The sequence below is a fragment of the Alkalihalobacterium sp. TH-98 genome, from assembly GCF_057473385.1.
This window is the reverse complement of the sequence record NZ_JBYCKM010000057.1, coordinates 1-18,651: the sequence shown is the minus strand read 5'-3', so window position 1 is coordinate 18,651 and position 18,651 is coordinate 1. Positions and strand designations below refer to the sequence as shown.

Here is an 18,651-nt window from a genome sequence, read left to right as displayed (position 1 = left end):
CTTATTGTTCCAGTAAAAACAACCCGAGTAATAAAGAACGTTGAATTAGTTCACTTCGGTGGATCGCTTCGGCAGGTGTATATAAATGTTTACTAGCCGGTGCGAAGCCACACACGACAGGAATATTCGTTGGAATTTCTCCAGCAGCCGTTGCGATAAGACTCGACTCCATTCCAAACGGTAAGTTCCATTTACTGCTTAACTCTTGCAGGTGTGTAATCATCGGGTTATTATGCTTACGTAATAATGGCGGACGTTCAACTAATGTTTCAACATAAGCTCGCATGCCGCTAGACTTAGATGTAAACGTTTCTCGGATTTGTTTTTCTACATCTTCCGCTAGCTTTTCGTCTACATACGTGACAACTACCGTTGCATGGACGCGGTGTGGCAATAACACACTGTAACGCTGCGAACGTACGTCTTGAACAGCCACGGTTAATTTTTTATTACGACTACTAAATTTCTTAAGCTTTTCTGCTTTTTGAATAAAATCGCTAAGGACATCGGTTTCATTTGTTTGCTTCCCAATTCGCATTGGATCGCCTTCTACGATAATGCTATATTGTTTAGATCCCCGACGTTGGTCGGCAATTTTTCCATCTGTAAATCCAGGTTGCAGTACAATGACCTGTTTGGATTTTTGGGCTGCTTTACGTAAGGTTGAGTTGCTGTAACGCATTCCTCTTCCTTCATCTGAATAAAAATAGACGCCGACTTTCTTTTCTGACAGCAACCCTTGTGCGTCAAGTGCTTCTAAAGCCGTTAATATTGTAACAAGACCTCCGCGGCTCGAAGCTACACCTTCCCCGTAGATCCACTCTTGCTCGGTGCGGTACGGAATCGGAAAGCCTGTTCGCTCTCCAGGGATGTCGATTGGAATAACGAGTAACGTGCCATCTTCAAAGCCTTCTTTTGTTTCCCAGGTCCAAGCCGATCGTCCGTTCGTGTGTTCTTCGACAAGTCTAAGGTCTAATGCTTTTAACCGCTCTTCTAAACGTCTGCGAATTGTACTTAACCCGACAGGATCTTCTGTCCAACTTGAAATGTTTGTCCAACGTTTTAAATCCGCTTCAATTTTATCGCGTTTTTGTGTAATCGTTGAAATGAGCTCTAGTTGGTCTTTCCCTTCTTCTATATTGTTATCGAGGAAATACGGACCAAAATAACGTTCATTCGTAATGTCAATCAGCTTGTTCATTAAATCAGCATAGCTTAACCCCATCGTTTCGGCGGCATAGACAAAAGAGCCGTCAGCCCCTAAGCTTGCCATCGAATTCACTTCTAGAATATATGGTTTTCCATCTTTATCGATTCGGAAGTCAACACGGGCACTGTCATAACAACCTAATGCGTTAAATGTATCAATCGCTAGCTGTTGAATTTCTTTCGTTTGTTCTTCAGAAAGCGGCGCTGGACAAACCTTTTGAACGGTTCTTCCGCTTTTGTTCTTTTTATCTTCGTATGTATAGATCTGTTCTCCCTCACCGAAGACCAGTTCGACGGGCAGAAGTGCTTCAACCGGATTATTTCCAAGAAGCCCAACGTTAACTTCTCGCCCTTCAATGTATTCCTCAACTAATGTCGGTGCTTGGAACGTTTCATAGATCACTTGAACACCTGCTCGGAGCTCTTCTTCATTGTGAACGACTTTAAGTCCGAATGAGACTGCTTCATCTTTGGGTTTTACAATGAGAGGGTATTTTAAGTCATCCATGATTGGAGAGTCCGGCTTTTCCATGACGGTAAATTTAGGTGTAGGAAGTCCTCTTTGGATTAAAATCATTTTCGTAACGACTTTATCAAGTGCTAATGCGTGTGTTTCAGGTCCTGAGCCAACATAAGGAATTCCGAGCATTTCTAAAATTCCTGGGATGTGCATGTAGCGACCTTTTCCTTGAATACCATAACTTAAGTTAAAAACAAGACCAGGCCGTTCGCCGGATACGACAGACGGCATGAATTCTTCTAGCTTCGCGATGATGTTTTTATCTCCTTCAAACGTCTTAACTTGATGTCCGCCCGCAACTAAGGCTTCCTTAATGTTTCGAATCGTTTCAAGACCGTATTTTTCCCGATTTTGTTTTCCGAATAAATTAATAACAGCTTGACTTTCACGGTTGTAGACTATTGCAATTTTCATTACGCCCTCACCCTTCTATTATGTTAATGTTTCTGGTCCTTTTGCTGTTCCATCTCTTCGTAGGTCAGCGACTCCGTAAAATGGTTCTCCGTGTTTTTCAGGAAACTGTATGCCTTGGACACAGCCTAAGTAAAAACTATAGGCCCCTCTTCGTTTTAATTCAAACCCGGTATTTGTTAGTGCTGATAAGACATCCTCAGTAAATCTTGCTTTTTCAATTAAAAGCTGTCCAGTGTCTGAAGAATGAAACCGCGGTGCGGCAATGGCTGCATCTAAGTTTTCGTTGCGGTCAATTAAACGTGTAATCACTTGCGCCAGTGAAGTCGAAATGCGACTACTGCCAGGACTGCCTAATAAAAATCTCGGTGAACCGTCTTTAAAGATAAGCGTCGGTGCGACACTGCTCCATGGCTTTCCACCGGGTAAAAGATAATAGGGATGGGTCATATTTTTATAATCAAACGCACTCATGTAGTTGTTGTAAAAGAAGCCTAGGCCATTAGCCATTCGTTTACTACCAAATACAAGTTCAATCGATTGAGTGATTCCTACTGCATTTCCGTCTCTGTCTGCAACTGACAGATGGGTCGTTTCACCTGAAGTAGGAGGTGCGGGAAACAGATCTGGTAAATTTGTTTCGGCAATTCTAGTAATGAGTTGAGCGACTTCTGCCGCATATTCTTTATCCAACATGAGATTATTAACAGTTTGTAAATAATAGTCAGGATGGATCGGCATGTTCTGTCGATTCGTTAGCGCAAATTGGAACGCTAAAGCGGAGAGAACGGCACCAATCGGCTCCTCTGTATTCAGTATGTCAGGAGAAAAGCTTTCTAATGTATTTAAAATTTGAATGAGCACTCGTCCTGCCCCAGGAGGTGGGAATGTATAAAGATCGTACCCTCTATAGCTGCTCGAAAGCACATCTCTTTCAACTGGAAGCGGGATTTGGGATAGATCCGCTTCTGTTATTAAGCCGTCTCGATTTTTCATATCCTCGATTATTTGTTGTCCGATCGTTCCTACGTAAAAATCTTGCCAACCTCTTTCTACCATCGTTTCTAGAGTGGTCGCAAGTTCGGGCTGCTGGATGAGTTCACCTGTATTTTTCGGTTCGCCATTCTCAAAGTAGTTCTTAACAATGAAAGGATCTTCACGTAAATGGTCTGCTTCTTTTTTGAGTAACTTGTGGATCAATGGAGAAACAGTAAAGCCTTCTTTGGCCGCGCGGATCGCTGGCGCGGCAACTTCAGCAAATGTCAGCTTGCCATATGATTCTTGCATATATCCTAAAGTGGCAGGTGTAGATGGAACGGTCGTTGATTTCAGTCCTAGTTTAATCGGTTTTTCTGGTGTCTTCATCGGTTGAACATTAAAAGGAGCGCGGGAAGAGCCGTCTAAAGCAAACACGCGATCTTCTTCCTTTAAATAAAGCAATGCCATCGATTGCCCGCCAATCCCTGAAGCTTGCGGTTCGGTAACGCCGAGACAAAGAGCAGCTGCAACGGCTGCATCTACTGCATTTCCGCCTTTTTCAAGCATTTCAACGCCTGCATCTGTCGCAGGCTTCGAAGCTGTAGAAACCATGCCATACAAACTGTTTGCTGTATAATCTTTAGTTTTTTTCATTCGTGTTCGCCATACTTTCTATAGAAGATAAAGTGAAACTCTTTCAATGGGGGTTCTTCATCCCCAACTGAAAATTAATCGGGTTGTTATTGAGGGCCACAAGATGTGGATCTCACAAACGTTGCCACAGGACGTGGTGACGTTAGTCTGTGTTCAATCGTCTCCCACTTAGCTTTTTTTACTTCCTCAAATGCTTGATGTGATCGTTTTAGGTCAGTTAAACGGGGTAAAGAATTTTCTTATTCTTGAATATTTTACCACAATATAAATCACTTAAGCGTAGACTATTTTATGTTAAATTGGTTACAAAATGCGCTTGTCCTAGTGATATTTATTTTTATATAGAAGGCAGTGGCTTTTTTGAAGAGTTGCTTGAGCTTCTAATAACGTTTAACCAAATAAAGAAGAACAAGTTTTCACCTGTCCTCCCGTTCATCGTCCGTTTTATTGTTAAATTTATTCTTTGCAAGATCTAAACAATGCTGTGTTCCATTGATTAAACGATCCATCCAACTACGCTCCGTGTATTTCGCGTTTACTTGACTTTTCTACCCATTCTACAAATTCTCTTCCATGAAAATGCTGGTTTAATTCTTGTTGAAAGTCGGCCAACTGATCCATGAATTTTTTATTTTCCTCACTGTTCGCTATGAATTGTTCAATATAGTCTTGAAGCTTCAGTGTACCCTCGTAGGACGTTCTCACTTTTTCAGCGCCTAATTCAGTTAACTTGACATAGGATACTCGCAGATCTCTTTCATCCTTTTCAATACTAATAAGACCTTTTTGTGTTAATCTTTTCGTTACTTGCATTACCGTTGATATATCAATTAAACCGAGTTGAGCCAACTTAGACATCGATATAATCTTTTCATAATAAACGATGCTCAATAGATGATGCTCGGCTTGCGTTAACCCTAACGCTTGAACCGATTTCTTCCATTCTTCATCTAATATTTTATATGTGGCTCGTAAGTAATTAATGAGTTTGTGTATATTAGTGTAATCCATTTTATTCCTCCTAGTAAAAATGAATTTCACCATATCTTTCATAAGGTCTACACCTTATTTCCTTGTGGAGTTTTTTAGTCACCTCTACATTGAAATAGTTGTGTAATTACCGGATTTAGGTGAAGTTGTATGTACTTCTATTCTACTTAATATTGCGCCATATATATGTTGCTAGTTGCCACATCTTGATCTTGATAATTCTTGAGGCTGTGCGCCAGCAGCTATCATATAATACTTTTTATAAGAGACGTAGCTACTGTGAATTTCATAGATGAACATACTCCATTTGTGTAAATATTTCATAGTATAAATGTAATCCATGAGTTAGGAGGATTGCTATGTATCGCTTTAATTTTTGGGTACATCCTTTGTACGAGCAAACGAATGGTAAACAAGCATCTAGTCATGATTATTTAGAAAAAAGAAATACGATCAATAATTACCCCACTAATACTTATTCGTATCCTCAGTATACAACTTATTATCCGGTGCGTTCCGTTATGAGTTCGCCTGTTGCTTCCTATCCTTCCTGCACCTCTTCTTTGTTTAGAGTAACTAAATGATTGAGATGACAGTTGGTACTTTGTCCGTCAATATAACAGTTTCTCTTTATTGTGAACTTGAGTAATTTATTATTGTATATATTTCTCTTACCCGTAATTTCAACGTAAAAAAGGGTACAAATCCTCAATGGATCCATACCCTTCACTTAAAACAGATTTATTCTTCTTGACCCACTTTTTCTATGTACGCATTAAACTTTGCTTCTACTTGCTGCCATTCTTCGTCACTTAATTCATCAAAGAATAGCGTTCCTTCTTCGTCTTCAGTATAACTGAACGAGATAATATTTGGATCTTTATCTGGGTCCTCTAAGTCTGCGCTTAGACCTGCTACTAAATAGTTTTTTTCATTGAGTTCACACGTATAAAGTACTTCATACAGCTCTTCGTTGCCTTCATCCCCAAAGTACAATTCTTCACCAATTTCAACAGCCATTTGCTTTCCCTCCTTTTTCTTTAGTATGTTTCATTGTACGTCTATCTATCATTAAAAAGAAAGCGTTTTTACTCATCGTGCGTTGTCTGCATTGTATATACCTTTTTTATCTTCTCCTCGAGTGCGTCTAAGTGAACGAACCGCGCTTCTCTAATATATTCTTTCTCCTCAATAAATAAAAGCATAGCAGGTACTGTAAATATAGAAAACCTACCGGCAATTTCTTCGACGTCATCCGCATTGATAAATCCCAGTTGGATGAGTGGATATCGTTGCAGCACCTCTTTCACTTGAGGTAATAACGCATGACAAACTCCACAATTCGTTCGAGAAATATAAATAAAACTATATTGATGTTCTTTTAAAAATGCCTCAACCATGTCAAGTGATGTTAACTCTCTCATTTTTCTCCCTCCCTCCGGTACCAGGTACCTTTAATGCGGTAAAGTATAGTTGTCTTTAAGGGTCTTGCGTTGTTTTATCTTATATTCATTTTAAACGTTATGTAAAGAATATGGTTGGTTAATTAAAATTTCCTTTTAGTTTTTCACCTGTAGTAAAGTCAACTTCAAGTTCCCATTTCCTAACATCATTATTTGAGATGTTCAACGTCGCTAAGATCTGCTCCATTGCTTCTTTAGGATCCGTATTAGGATTGAGTGCTATTTGCGAAACAAGGTTTTGTATTTCTTCTATGGCTTCTCTCCCTCTTTTCTCTTGTTGTCCCTCTGCAGTTTTGGTCTCTACTTCAGCTGTTTCCTCTTCACCTTTTTGTTTGTATTCCATATCAATTTCTTCATCATTAACTAAATCAATCTCTAATTCAAATTCTAGGATATGACCAAGCGCTGTTGCTTGTCCTAGTTCGTCGGCTACCGTTTGATCATCTCCGACCGTCTCTTCTAATTCCACTGTTTTTTCATGAGTGACTTCATCATGCATTATCTCCTCATTGGCACCACCACCCGCTCCACAGCCTAACATAACAAACGAGACAAAGGTAGTTATTGTTAACAAGATTATCTTCTTCATTCTCTGATTCACCACCATTTTTTGTTTAGTATGGAATTTCTAACTATAATTATTCTATAGCTCTTGAAACGGTGCCAGGCACCTTTACCACAGTACTGTAGTAAAGGTGCCTGGCACCCCTATTGATTAGTCTGAGGAAAGCTTTTTATATCCCCACCTGCACTAAAAGCTTTTTCACTTCCAGTTAGAATAAGTGAACGAATATTCGAGTCCGATTTTACTTTGCTTATCGAACATCTAAAATGTTCAACCAATTCATCCGACAAAGCATTCATGTTTTGTGGTTGGTTTAAAGTAATATAAGCTACTCGTTCGCTCACTTCTAGCGTAACTACTTCATTCATTACACCACAGTAGTTAAATATATTTACCTATCCTATTCTCTAGTTAATGCGTCATCATCAGGCTCATCTAGTACTGTCATAGTTGGTTCCTTTTGAAGGATATTCTTCATAATTAAATAGATTACCTCAATAATTAATAAACCAAATCCTATAGGTACGAGAAAGATAAATGGGTACAGTGGGTATAAATTTCCGCCAGCTGGAAAAGCAAGACCTTCTCTTACTCCTTCTAGTGCATACTGTAAGCCATAATAGGCTAATAGAGAGAAGAGCACTAATTCAATGAATAATAAAACAATCACGATGATACGTTGATATAACACTTTAAACCGTGTAACCACCATTGTAATTCTAGGAAAAATACCAGTGCCATACGCATAAGCTAGAGCTGGAAAAATAGACAGTGGCATAAAGTAGTTTCGTACGATTTCATAATTTCCTGGAATTGACCTATTTAAAAAGTTACGGCTTAATACATCACCCATAATAAATATCATCATTAAAAACAAACTAATACCACTAATAATTAATCCAACAAATTTTATTTTGCTAAATATTTTGTAGCTTTTCAGATATAGATCTGGCATAATCTCACCACCTTATGTGAAAATAATTACATTGTACTAGGTAACCACGTAGCAAGTGCTGGGAAGGCAATAAGCAATCCACATACGACAATTGCTACAACTACAGCAAAAATTGTGGTATATCTAAATATCCCTTCTAATCGGATTTTAGTAACCCCAGATACGGAGTAAACACTTAACCCGACAGGTGGTGTTATTAACCCTAGGGTACAAATAACGGAAACGAAAACTCCAAACCAAAGTACATCAATACCCATCATTTGAATAATTGGAAGTGTAACAGGCAGTGTCATTAAAATAACTGCAGCACCCTCAATAAACATAAATAGTAGGAAGAATACAATTGTTAGAAGCCCTAAAACTAATACTGGGTATTCTAACAGACCGCCAATCATATCTACTAGTTTTCTAGGTAATAGCGATAATGAAACAAATCGGCTAAATATTTTAGCTCCAATCAAAATAAGGATTACCATTACTGTTACCTTAACTGTCTCCGTTAGAGAATCTATGAAAAAGTCTTTCGTTACCTTTCCAAGTACTAGCGCTGCTAGGAAAGCTGCAAATGCTCCTACTGCACCTGCCTCTGTTGGTGTAACAAACCCTGAATAAATTCCTCCAAAGATCACGAACGTAATGAAAGTACCTACTAAAAGTACAGTAATCATCCTTGATACACTAATTGGCTTACTTTTAGAAACAACTATCCCATCTTCCACCGGGTTTAATCGATCTGTTTTTCTTAAGTAGTAAAGCATACATCCAATAAATACAAACATAATCATGATGCCTGGTATTAATGCTCCAATAAATAGTGCACCTATTGGTGTTTCAGTAATAACACCATATAAAATTAGTATGATACTTGGAGGAATTATTCCTGATAATGACCCTCCAACAGCCGCAATAGCTCCTGCTAATTCACTTTTATATCCATGCTTTTTTAACTCTGGTACAGCTACCTGCCCTAATGAAGCTGCTGTTGCAGTCCCTGATCCAGAAACGGCTCCTAAAAATCCACCAACTACAATCGTTAACGTCCCTAGTAATCCCTTTTTCCCCCTAGAAATGTTATAAATAATCGTAAACAAATCTTGAACAATTCCTGCTTTCAAAATAAATTGGGCCATCAGTAGAAAGAGCGGGATTGTAGTCAGGGTATAGCTTGCCGCAGAAAGAAAAGGATCATTTGTTAAAAAACCTGGGATGACATTTCCTCTATCAATAAGAAGCAACCCTATAATACCGACACCTAATAATACGGAATGAATATATAATCCTGATAGCAATAATAAGAAAAATATGAAGCAAATGACGACTATTAATACGATATCCGGCATACTCTCCCTCCTTAAATATGTAGTTATGAAGGAATCTCCCAACTGTATGTTCTACGTACAGTTGAGAGATTCTTTAGTTTTTTTTATGTTATTCTAATTCCATTATTGCATCTGGAACTTTTCCGCCTTCTTCAACAATTAAATCTCTCCAAAGTTTAACAATTGGCTTCCCTTCAACTCCTCTTTCTTCTAGTAACTCAATGTAGTCGTACCAAGTTTGTTCAATCCCTTGGATAAAGTGATCTCTAACCTCTGGATCTAAGTCATTAATATCTACAAACTTACCACCCGCTTCAATGTTAGAAGAAATGATATCAGGTGTACGGTTTTCATATTCTGCTGCTCCGTTTTCATTTAAATCATGAGCAGCTGTTACCATTATTTCTCTTACATCTTCTGGTAAGCTATCCCATTTTTCTTGGGTAAATACTAACGAACCGTTAAAGTGACCAAAATTGACCCCAGTTAATGTATATTTAAATAGGTCTTGGAAACCGTACCCAGTCCAGTCCGCAATACTATAAAAGCTTCCTTCAAATGCTCCTCGACTTAAAGCATCAAACATTTCTACCGCAGCCATCGTATTTGTACCCATACCAGCATTCGCTGCATACATTTCTGTAATTCGAGATGGTGTTCGTAATGTTGTCCCTTGAATATCACTTACAGAGTTGAACTCATGTCCAGTAGTAGAGATAACATATTCTTGCGTTGTTGAAATAGGAAGAGCAAATAGGTCTTTATCACCAAATTCTAGTTCATAAAATGTTTTTCCATCATGCACTGGAACATCACTTTCAAGCAACCTCTTATAGGCCCTTGATGCGATGTATGTATCAGACTCTATCAATGGTAACATCGTAACTTCAGCCATAGGGAACCTTTGAGGATCATAGATTGTTAACATTGGAGCAGCAATATCTGCAATTCCTTGACGTAAACCTTCTAATTTTTGCGTAATTTCTACTAATTCACCAGAAGTAAATACTTCGAATTGTACACGACCATCAGTTTCTTCTGTTACCCTCTCCATCCAAGGTCCGTAAAACCCAGTATAAAAAGCATGTTGAGCACTAAGGCCTGATGCAAGTGTAAGAGTTATTGTTTCTTCACTAGAAGCAGCACTTCCATTACTCTCTCCTGCCTTTTCTGTATTACCTTGTTCCTTTGAGGCCTCGTCGGAACCTCCACAAGCAGCTAACACTAGTAGAAATAAAGCGATCAAAGCGGCTAACCAAATTTTGTTATTTCCCATGTTTTTAACCCCTCCCTATTAGTAATTAAGATTTCTCATTCTCTACTTGAATAGGGTGAATTTTTAAATCGTAATTCAAAAAATGACAAAATATTTAATTTTTTATAGTACAATAAAATTTATAAGTATAGAAAATAAAGAATAGAGGTGAAGCGTTTGTCTTTAAGAGAAAAAAAAATCGCAAAAAAGAAAGAGGACATCCTTCGAATGGCTGCTGAAGTTCTATACGAAAAAGGCTACAACGGTGCAACCATGGAGGAAATCTCGGCTAAATTACTCATGACAAAAGGTTCTATGTATTACTACTTTAAGACAAAAGAGGATTTGTACTTCGAATGTCATAAAATGGTTATTGATATAGGTATTGAAAAAGTACAAGAGATTATAAATAGCTCTAGCTCTGCTCTCGATAAACTATCAAGCGCCATAACTGCGCATATTAATATAACCATTAATGATTTAGCATTATGTAGCACGATCGATCATCCAGAAGAGAAGTTTTCTGGACATTATTTAGATGGAATTATAGCTATGCGGTCAGAATATGAGAAGTATTTCGATCAAATTATTAAAGAAGGAATAGACAATGGCGAATTTCGAGAAGTAGATGTTAAATTTTATCGTTTGTTAATTTTCGGAGCAATGACGCAAGTTCAACAGTGGTATTGTAAAGAAGGAGATAAAACAAAAGACGAAATTGCTGAAGTATTTTCTGAGTATCTCCTGCGAATTGCAAAGTCTTAAAAACTATACTAAAAAAATTAAACTAAAATTATCATCTAATCAAATAGTAATAAATATTAAATAAGTCCGTAAAATTGCTTCTCTATATTACTAATAATGGCTGAGATCATACTTTCACCGAGAATAAGAAAAAGAATAGCAATTATGATATAAGCAATAAACACACCATAATATGGATCCATTCCACCTTCCTCATCACCTGTCTTGAAAGCAAATACAGTAGCTGTTATTGTTACAGTCAATGTAATAAATCCTATTAGGACAAATACTATAGAAAACAAAGATACTTTTATCATCATTAAAATGTTCCCACTAAAAAACAGGGTTGGTACTGTAATAGCTGTTCCAAATTTCGCAAGTACACCTTTAAAAGTGATATTTACCTTCATCATTTTAGCTACTACAAATAAAGAAGCTGGTATTGCTAAGAAAAATATGAGTTGAATAATAAATGGTATTACAACTATTTCGAAAAATGGAATACTTAACGTCGCACTTGCAACGGTGCTAGCTGCAAAGTATGAATATGATGGTATAAGAAGCGCAAACAACACAAACGATATAATTCATTTACCACTTCCTTTTCTTTCGCTTCTCGCATCTTTTTGTAAGAGGTTTTAAATACCTGTAATGCAAATTTAAAGTACATTTTGCTGTATTGCCTACCTTGATTAACATAAGGGTATCATGAATGTTTGCTTTAGGTTGTTTATTGTATGTATGAGGTTGTTGAGATACAGAATTTGAAGGTTTTTTTTATGAGTCTCATGTTGCTATAGGTTTGTAAGTTGGCACCGCAGAATGTGCAGAACTTTGAACTTGCATCAATGTTTTGATTACAGTGTGGACAAGTCATTTTATGCTCTCCCTTCGAGTAGATAGTAACATTCATAAAATATAACCATAGACATAAGTGCAAAGAATTCTTGATAGAACAGGAAAAAAGCTGACCAATATACTATTGATCAGCTTCTTATTAACGGCCACTCTCGATGGCTTACTATAAATTGTTACACCTCTTGTTTTGTTACTTTGGTCTACAGTGATGGTGCCAGGCACCTTTACCACTCTACTGTAGTAAAGGTGCCTGGCACCGGTATGTTTTTTTATATTGTTGTTTTATAGATTTTTAGGCCGTTTTCGATTAAGGATGTTAGTTGACGGTTATTTTGGCTTAGTGATTGCAGGTCAGCAACCATTGCTTTTTCTAGTTCTGGCAACCACTCGTTTTGGTGCAGAACTTCGGCAATTTCTAGGCGTAATAACCAATCGTTTGGATATTGGGCTTGGAGCTCTTCTGCTGTTTTTTCAATCGCAGCAGTTGGGTTTTCAGCATTACCCGCTCTTACATCGCGAATGGTTTGGTATAACGCATCTAATTCAGTTTGTTCCTGATTATGCGTGATTTCGCTACTCGACTCTTCATCGTCTGAATAGTACGCTTCACCGTCGGCTGCTCCTGCAAAAACAGAAGTCACTTTTTCACCGACCGCCATATCGTACATGCCCCAAGCTGGGTCGAAAAGCACCTGCTCTCCTAATGTAACGGAACAATCTTTAAACGAGATAAGTACGATATTTCCACCTTGCTTGGTGATTTCTGTTACTGTACCTTTCACTTCCACTCCACTTTCAAAATGAAGCTCCGTTTGTTGACCAACAACAACACCGAGTGCATTCAGTTCAATGTCAGTCAATGCCTCAAGCGGCTTTGCCGTACCTTTTAACTTGCCGACAGGAGCACCAAAGCCATCTTGGTGAGTTTCTGTTCCATGTCCATCTAGTTGACTGTTGTTGAAAGCTAGAGCTGTTGGGCCTAATGTTTTAATGTAAATCGGTTCATTACTGTCATCTGTGATCATATCATCGATGACCCCAGTCACTTGAAGTCCTGAACTGTAAACAGCTGTAGCTACATTGGCCGATTGGATTGCTTTCTCGAGGCCTTCCGTGCCGCCCTTCATAAATGCCATTTCTTCGGAAAACTGTTTAAGTCCTTCGATTAGCTGTTCAAAGTCCGTGCATACAAAGAGCTGCGGCTGCGGTTTTGTAATATCAAAGCCTGTTTGAATGATCGTCTCAAGATTAAACGGCACTTTTTTAACGTCAGGGCTTAAGATGTTGCCGCCCTCTGATACAGAAGATAAAAGTCCTGCACCATATATTTTCGGATCTTCTAGCGTGCCGATTAAGCCATATTCAACGGTCCACCAGTATAAACGGCCGATTTTCTCGGCTTCCGAAACTCCAGTGATTAATTTAGATTTTTCGTCGACTTGCTTTTTGGCTTCTGCAATTTCAGCTTCCGTCGCTTCACCTTTTTCAAGAAGATTAGAATAGTGACGAACCGCTTCAAACACATCATGTTCTTCTTTTGTTGCAATTGCTTTTTTACCGATTTCTCCAAATAGCTTCACGTATTCGGAGTATTTTTCGTTACATAGTATTGGTGCATGCCCAGCCGCTTCATGAATCATATCAGGAGCTGGTGTATATTGAATATTTTCTAGTTTTCTAATTTCTGCCACGACAGGCAAGATGCCGTTCGCTTGGAATTCAAAAAAGGCAACGCCAGGAATAAAACCATCAATTGTTGCCGCTCCCCATCCAAAAGGAGCTAAACATTTATTCATTTCACTCACATCAGGAATTCTCTCAGTATAAATTCCTGATGCTTTTAATCCTTCGGTATAAGCTTCATGCGCCAAGTCTTTTAACGTGTGATGATTTTGACGCATGACATATCGCCACACCGCATGATTGATCGCTGTATAGCTATCGTAGTTTTGTTCTATCGTATACTTCCTTAAATGTTTTGGTACTTTTCTCGTTGCCATTTTTTCACACCCTTCTGAAACATGCCCTAACGCTTTTTAGCGTTAAAGCGTTATACTATAATAACATATCGGTTTCATATCAATATGTCAAACATTTTTAATTGTTTCATAGATGGCGTCATATTGTTCTGCTAGTTTTGTATCTAACGGTGTTATCCCATTTTCTTTCCATGAAGATAACCGGACACGGACTAATTTGTAATCAATCGCAATAAACGGATGATGATTGATTTCTTCAGATACTTTAGCGATTTCTTTGACGAAATCAACTCCATTCAGGTATTCTTTAAACCGATATTTTTTTTCGATCCATTTTTCATCGACTAACTGCCACCCTTGTTGGCTTTCTAAATATTGCTGCAATTCTTGTTCTGTTAATTTTTCCACAGTGATCCTCCTTATTTTTAGTAAAATAATTTCTATATATTCTTATTCTAGATGTTATTTTACCAAAATGCCACGATGAGGTTTGTAGTGATACTATGAGGGAGTTCATTTGCTGTTTGTTTAACCATTATCGTGGGTTGTTTTTATTTTTTGTTTCGTGGTTATTAGTTGTAGTTGTAGTGGTAGTGGTGACGAATTACCGAATCCATAAATGTAATTCTATCTGGTGGTTTTCTCCAATAGAGAGAGTTGGTGCGCTGATATTTCATGAGTTATGCCGATAAATTGAAAGTTACGCCGATATATCGTGAGTTGCGCCGATAAATTGAAAGTTACGCTGTATATTGGGACTTCCGCCAATATATCGTAATTTTTTCTTGGAAGTTGATCCGATATTCATCATGTGCCTTTCACTAATTAGGAGATAGACGCTCTAGCAACTTCTAATCAGCCTAACTCGATTCCTACCGTTACTTCCAGCTAAATTTGTACTCGACATCTTCGTAATTTTGGGATTGTTTGACGACGCGTAACGGTCTGAACGTGTCGATCATTACCGCAAGTTCGAGTGTTTCTTTCTTCCCGATACTTGCTTCAATTTTTCCAGGATGAGGCCCGTGCGGTATGCCTGAGGGGTGTAAGGTCATGGAGCCTTCACTAATGCCTTTTCGGCTCATGAAATTTCCTTTGACATAATAAAGAACTTCATCGCTGTTCACATTGCTATGAAAATATGGTGCTGGAATGGCTTCGGGATGATAGTCATACATGCGGGGAACAAACGAACAAATGACGAAATTGTTTCCTTCAAACGTTTGGTGGATCGGCGGCGGCATATGAATGCGCCCTGTGATCGGTTCGAAATCATCGACATTAAAAATATACGGGAACAAGTAGCCGTCCCAACCAACCACATCTAACGGGTGGTGGTTAAACGTATGAGCATGCATAAACCCTCTTGATTTCGTTCTCACTTCGTATTCATTTTGGTCATCATAGGTTTCTAATTTTTCTGGGCCGTGTAAATCTCTCTCACAAAATGGACTATGTTCTAGTAGTTGTCCATGCGCATTACGATAGCGCTTTGGTGTGGAAATCCAGCTATTCGTTTCAATGACTAAAAATTTGGCATCCCCTTCGTCCGGTACGACACGGTAAATCGTCCCGATCGGAATGACAATATAATCCCCAGGTTTATACGTTAACGTGCCAAACATTGTCTCGACTTTCCCTGTACCATAATGAACGAACAGCACTTCGTCACCGTCCCCATTTCGGTAAAAAAAGTCCATCGGTTCTGTTGGATTGACGACACCGATGAGGACATCTTCGTTGCCTAGCAAATAGTGTCTACCCATAACGGCGTCCGTCTTTTCCGTATACTGATGCGAGTAAAAATGACGGTGAGCCAAATCACCTTGCCCTTCATAATGAACGCTGCAATCTTTTAAAAGCTCAGATTTAACGATACTTGTCGGCGGATAATGATGATATAAAATCGACTGAATACCCGAAAAGCCTTTTGTACCCATCACTTGCTCCCGGTATAACGTTCCATCCTCCTTTTTAAACATCGTGTGGCGTTTGCGAGGAATTTCTCCCATTTGCTTATAAAATGGCACGCTAAACCCTCCTTCTATGACTAGTTTTATTACTATTTTATTAGTCTACGACTGGAAGAATTCGCCCGGTCACTTCTCCAAATCCAATTCGATACCCGTCTCCTTGACACCAGCCTGTCATCGTAATTTCATCTTCGTCTTTTAACCATACTCGCTGCTCTCCATTATCTAGCTCAATTGGTTCTGAGCCTCGCCACGTTAATTCTAGTAAACAACCACGTTCATGTTTTTTCTCACCGCTGATCGTACCTGAAGCGTGTAAATCACCTGGTCTTAGATTACAACCCGCTACCGTATGATGTGCAATTTGCTGAGCCATGCTCCAATAAAGGTAGCTAAAATTGGTAGAAATGATCTTTTGCGATTGATCCATCTCTTTACCTTTTAAATGAACTTCTAGATGAATATCAAACGTACTTGGCCCCTCTTTTTGCAAGTACGGTAAAGGAGCTGGATCTTGTTTTGGGCCCGCCGTACGAAATGGTTCAAGCGCCTCAAGCGGGACAACCCAAGGAGAAATTGAGGTCGCGAAGCTTTTTGACAGAAATGGTCCGAGCGGCTGATACTCCCATGCTTGAATATCACGGGCACTCCAATCATTCACTAACACGAGTCCGAATATTTGTTCTTCAGCAGCTGCAGCAGAAATCGGTTTGCCTCGTTCATTTCCAGGGCCGATAAACCAGCCCATTTCAAGCTCGATATCTAGTTGGTTACTCGGTCCAAAAAGTGGTGCGTCCGCATCTTTCGGTTTCATTTGCCCTTTTGGTCGGTGGATATCCGTACCACTGACCACGACCGAGCTAGACCTTCCGTGATAGCCCACAGGTAAGTGTGTCCAGTTCGGCATTAACGCATTTTCTTTTCCTCTAAACATCGTCCCGACATTCGTCGCGTGTTCCTTTGAAGCATAAAAGTCGGTATAGTCGCCAATTTGTGCTGGTAATAGGAGTTCCACTTCACTTTGTTTGCGTATTGCTGCTGTTCGAAGCTCTGCTAGGTCTCGCAAAGTCGGTTCATTTTCTCTTAATAAATGTTGCAGTTTCGCACGTACCTTTTTCCAGACGTCTTTACCTAAAGCCATGAATGCATTAAGTGAAGGTCTGGCAAAAATTGCTTCGTCAGGTAAACCAGTATCTTTTAAAAGCCCAGCACCTTCTAATACAGAAAGGTCGAGGACATATTCACCTATAGCCACACCAACGCGGGGCTTTCCGCCATCTAAAGGCCGAAATATACCAAAAGGTAAGTTCTGTATTGGAAAATGAGAGTCCGATTCAACGGGAATAAAAGATTTCAACATCTATAAAAGCCCCTCCTATACTTAGAGAATATTCAACGTTCGCAGGTCGTCTCGCGGTTCATCAAAACTGCAGCTTCCGTACGAACATAGTGCATGCTGTCGAAGGTCTTTCATTTTTTTGGCGCGGATAAGATACTCCTTCCACCTTACACCTTCTTCAGTAAACGTAAAATGAGATGCGTCTTCATCTGCAATCACCTCAGCAAGGGCTTTCACGCTACATGCATTCGTTCGTGCTAGCATCCCAGCTGTAAAAATATTCAAGAACCCGTGCATAGAGGTGTTCACTTCATTCCGGTACATACGGATTGGATGATGTAGACCGGCAGTGAACTTTTGGGGAATATCCCGTTCAGCACATGCGTGCAATACGGTTGCTACTTGTTGGGGTGTTGGGAAAGCTTCAGCAGTGACTCCACCGGTCCGTAATTTCAAACCCATCCGTAAACCGCCTTTGTTATTGTGGATCGCGATTTCATTTAACGTGAGGATCATCTTTTGGTGCCAATGTTCATCATCTAGCGGAACCGTTACTTCGCAAAACAGTTGTAATGGATGCATCTGAACGATTTTTGATATATTTTCCAGTAATTGACGATTAGGCACAACAGGTGGAAGCGACATTTCTAACACTTTGACGTGCGCAACTTCCCCATGCTTGTCATGGAATGAATGGATTTTTTCTAAATCATAAGCAAGTTGTTCCAAGCACATTATGCTATCGACACTTCTTTGACCAATGGCTGAAACAGGTAAAGGATTTTTCTTTGAAAAAAGCGACAGGTAAAGGTCAAGCTCATCTAACCTAGTAGCAGGAATGATAAAGTAACCTAGCATCCACGCCTCCTCATTTTTTTGGTACGAGGCATAATTTTGAAGCGCCTGCTCTAATGGCAGTTGTGCAGGAGGGAATAGTCCTGCGTAATCAATTAGGTTTGAAAAAAAATGTAGAGTGCTAGAATTTTGCTTTTGCGTTTCACTTCGGTTGTTCTCTTCTACCATTTGTCCTCCCTCCTTTATTTGTTTAATGAACTTTGGAGTAACGGGAGATCGTTATCCGTTTATGTTATTCCAGTTACTCCTTAGTTTGAAGAGTCATTGCTCTCGTGTATTAAGGTTTTTTCGCTTTCGTTATTGGATTGCTCCTGAGCTTTACCTTAAGGTTACACCGAATACCCTCATTGGATAACGGCATCCCCTAAAATTACCTCAAGTGCCAACGAAACAACCACTTTGTATAGCGGGATCTCCTAGTATTTCCCTCTAGCGCGAACGAAACGGCCACTTTGTATAGCGAGATCTCCTAGTATTTCCCTCAAGCGCCAACGAAACAGCCACTTTGTATAGCGGGATCTCCTAGTATTTCCCTCTAGTGCTAACGAAACAACCACTTTGTATAGCGGGATCTCCTAGTATTT

General features: G+C 39.3%; 18 protein-coding genes. 1 reads left to right on the top strand and 17 read right to left on the bottom strand.

The window, feature by feature from the left end; all coding sequences use genetic code 11:
* Position 1: 1 nt before the first annotated feature.
* From AC2VNP_RS21500 to AC2VNP_RS21455, 10 genes are all read right to left on the bottom strand, one after another.
* The gene (locus tag AC2VNP_RS21500) at positions 2-2,143 is read right to left on the bottom strand and encodes a M20/M25/M40 family metallo-hydrolase (RefSeq protein WP_486919390.1); all 2,142 of its coding nucleotides are present in this window, start codon (positions 2,141-2,143) and stop codon (positions 2-4) included.
* Positions 2,144-2,161: 18 nt separating this feature from the next.
* Positions 2,162-3,772: a gamma-glutamyltransferase family protein gene (locus AC2VNP_RS21495; RefSeq protein WP_486919389.1), complete on the bottom strand. Its 1,611-nt coding sequence runs from the start codon at positions 3,770-3,772 to the stop codon at positions 2,162-2,164.
* A 513-nt stretch (positions 3,773-4,285) separates the two neighbouring features.
* On the bottom strand, positions 4,286-4,783 hold the full coding sequence (locus tag AC2VNP_RS21490; protein WP_486919388.1) for a MarR family winged helix-turn-helix transcriptional regulator: 498 nt from the start codon (positions 4,781-4,783) through the stop codon (positions 4,286-4,288).
* Positions 4,784-5,503: 720 nt separating this feature from the next.
* Positions 5,504-5,782, bottom strand: coding sequence for a DUF1292 domain-containing protein (locus AC2VNP_RS21485; protein WP_486919386.1), 279 nt, complete (start codon positions 5,780-5,782; stop codon positions 5,504-5,506).
* A gap of 68 nt (positions 5,783-5,850) precedes the next feature.
* A complete protein-coding gene (locus AC2VNP_RS21480; protein WP_486919385.1) occupies positions 5,851-6,186 on the bottom strand; it encodes a thioredoxin family protein in 336 nt (111 codons plus the stop codon).
* 118 nt (positions 6,187-6,304) lie between these two features.
* Positions 6,305-6,814 carry a YusW family protein gene (locus AC2VNP_RS21475; protein ID WP_486919384.1) on the bottom strand — a complete coding sequence of 170 codons (510 nt, stop codon included), beginning with the start codon at positions 6,812-6,814 and terminating at the stop codon, positions 6,305-6,307.
* 119 nt (positions 6,815-6,933) lie between these two features.
* The gene (locus AC2VNP_RS21470) at positions 6,934-7,158 is read right to left on the bottom strand and encodes an enoyl-CoA hydratase/isomerase family protein (protein WP_486919383.1); all 225 of its coding nucleotides are present in this window, start codon (positions 7,156-7,158) and stop codon (positions 6,934-6,936) included.
* A gap of 32 nt (positions 7,159-7,190) precedes the next feature.
* Positions 7,191-7,745, bottom strand: coding sequence for a TRAP transporter small permease (locus tag AC2VNP_RS21465; RefSeq protein ID WP_486919381.1), 555 nt, complete (start codon positions 7,743-7,745; stop codon positions 7,191-7,193).
* 26 nt (positions 7,746-7,771) lie between these two features.
* Positions 7,772-9,085, bottom strand: a complete 1,314-nt coding sequence (locus AC2VNP_RS21460; RefSeq protein WP_486919380.1) for a TRAP transporter large permease — start codon at positions 9,083-9,085, stop codon at positions 7,772-7,774.
* 88 nt (positions 9,086-9,173) lie between these two features.
* Positions 9,174-10,340: a type 2 periplasmic-binding domain-containing protein gene (locus AC2VNP_RS21455; RefSeq protein ID WP_486919379.1), complete on the bottom strand. Its 1,167-nt coding sequence runs from the start codon at positions 10,338-10,340 to the stop codon at positions 9,174-9,176.
* A gap of 156 nt (positions 10,341-10,496) precedes the next feature.
* Between AC2VNP_RS21455 and AC2VNP_RS21450 the strand changes: the two genes are divergently transcribed.
* Positions 10,497-11,084 (top strand): TetR/AcrR family transcriptional regulator, encoded by a 588-nt coding sequence (locus AC2VNP_RS21450; RefSeq protein ID WP_486919378.1) that lies wholly within the window; start codon positions 10,497-10,499, stop codon positions 11,082-11,084.
* Between the two features lie 56 nt (positions 11,085-11,140).
* Here the strand turns inward: AC2VNP_RS21450 and AC2VNP_RS21445 are convergent, their stop codons facing one another.
* The 7 genes from AC2VNP_RS21445 to AC2VNP_RS21415 form a co-directional block, all read right to left on the bottom strand.
* Positions 11,141-11,476: a hypothetical protein gene (locus AC2VNP_RS21445; RefSeq protein WP_486919377.1), complete on the bottom strand. Its 336-nt coding sequence runs from the start codon at positions 11,474-11,476 to the stop codon at positions 11,141-11,143.
* Between the two features lie 317 nt (positions 11,477-11,793).
* Positions 11,794-11,940, bottom strand: a complete 147-nt coding sequence (locus AC2VNP_RS21440) for a zinc-ribbon domain-containing protein (RefSeq protein WP_486919375.1) — start codon at positions 11,938-11,940, stop codon at positions 11,794-11,796.
* Between the two features lie 250 nt (positions 11,941-12,190).
* Positions 12,191-13,921, bottom strand: a complete 1,731-nt coding sequence (locus AC2VNP_RS21435) for an aromatic amino acid hydroxylase (RefSeq protein ID WP_486919374.1) — start codon at positions 13,919-13,921, stop codon at positions 12,191-12,193.
* Between the two features lie 87 nt (positions 13,922-14,008).
* Positions 14,009-14,308 carry a 4a-hydroxytetrahydrobiopterin dehydratase gene (locus AC2VNP_RS21430; RefSeq protein WP_486919372.1) on the bottom strand — a complete coding sequence of 100 codons (300 nt, stop codon included), beginning with the start codon at positions 14,306-14,308 and terminating at the stop codon, positions 14,009-14,011.
* 470 nt (positions 14,309-14,778) lie between these two features.
* A complete protein-coding gene (locus AC2VNP_RS21425; RefSeq protein WP_486919424.1) occupies positions 14,779-15,912 on the bottom strand; it encodes a homogentisate 1,2-dioxygenase in 1,134 nt (377 codons plus the stop codon).
* Between the two features lie 58 nt (positions 15,913-15,970).
* The gene (gene fahA / locus AC2VNP_RS21420) at positions 15,971-17,233 is read right to left on the bottom strand and encodes a fumarylacetoacetase (protein ID WP_486919371.1); all 1,263 of its coding nucleotides are present in this window, start codon (positions 17,231-17,233) and stop codon (positions 15,971-15,973) included.
* Between the two features lie 21 nt (positions 17,234-17,254).
* Positions 17,255-18,235 (bottom strand): hypothetical protein, encoded by a 981-nt coding sequence (locus AC2VNP_RS21415; RefSeq protein ID WP_486919370.1) that lies wholly within the window; start codon positions 18,233-18,235, stop codon positions 17,255-17,257.
* Positions 18,236-18,651: the final 416 nt, after the last annotated feature.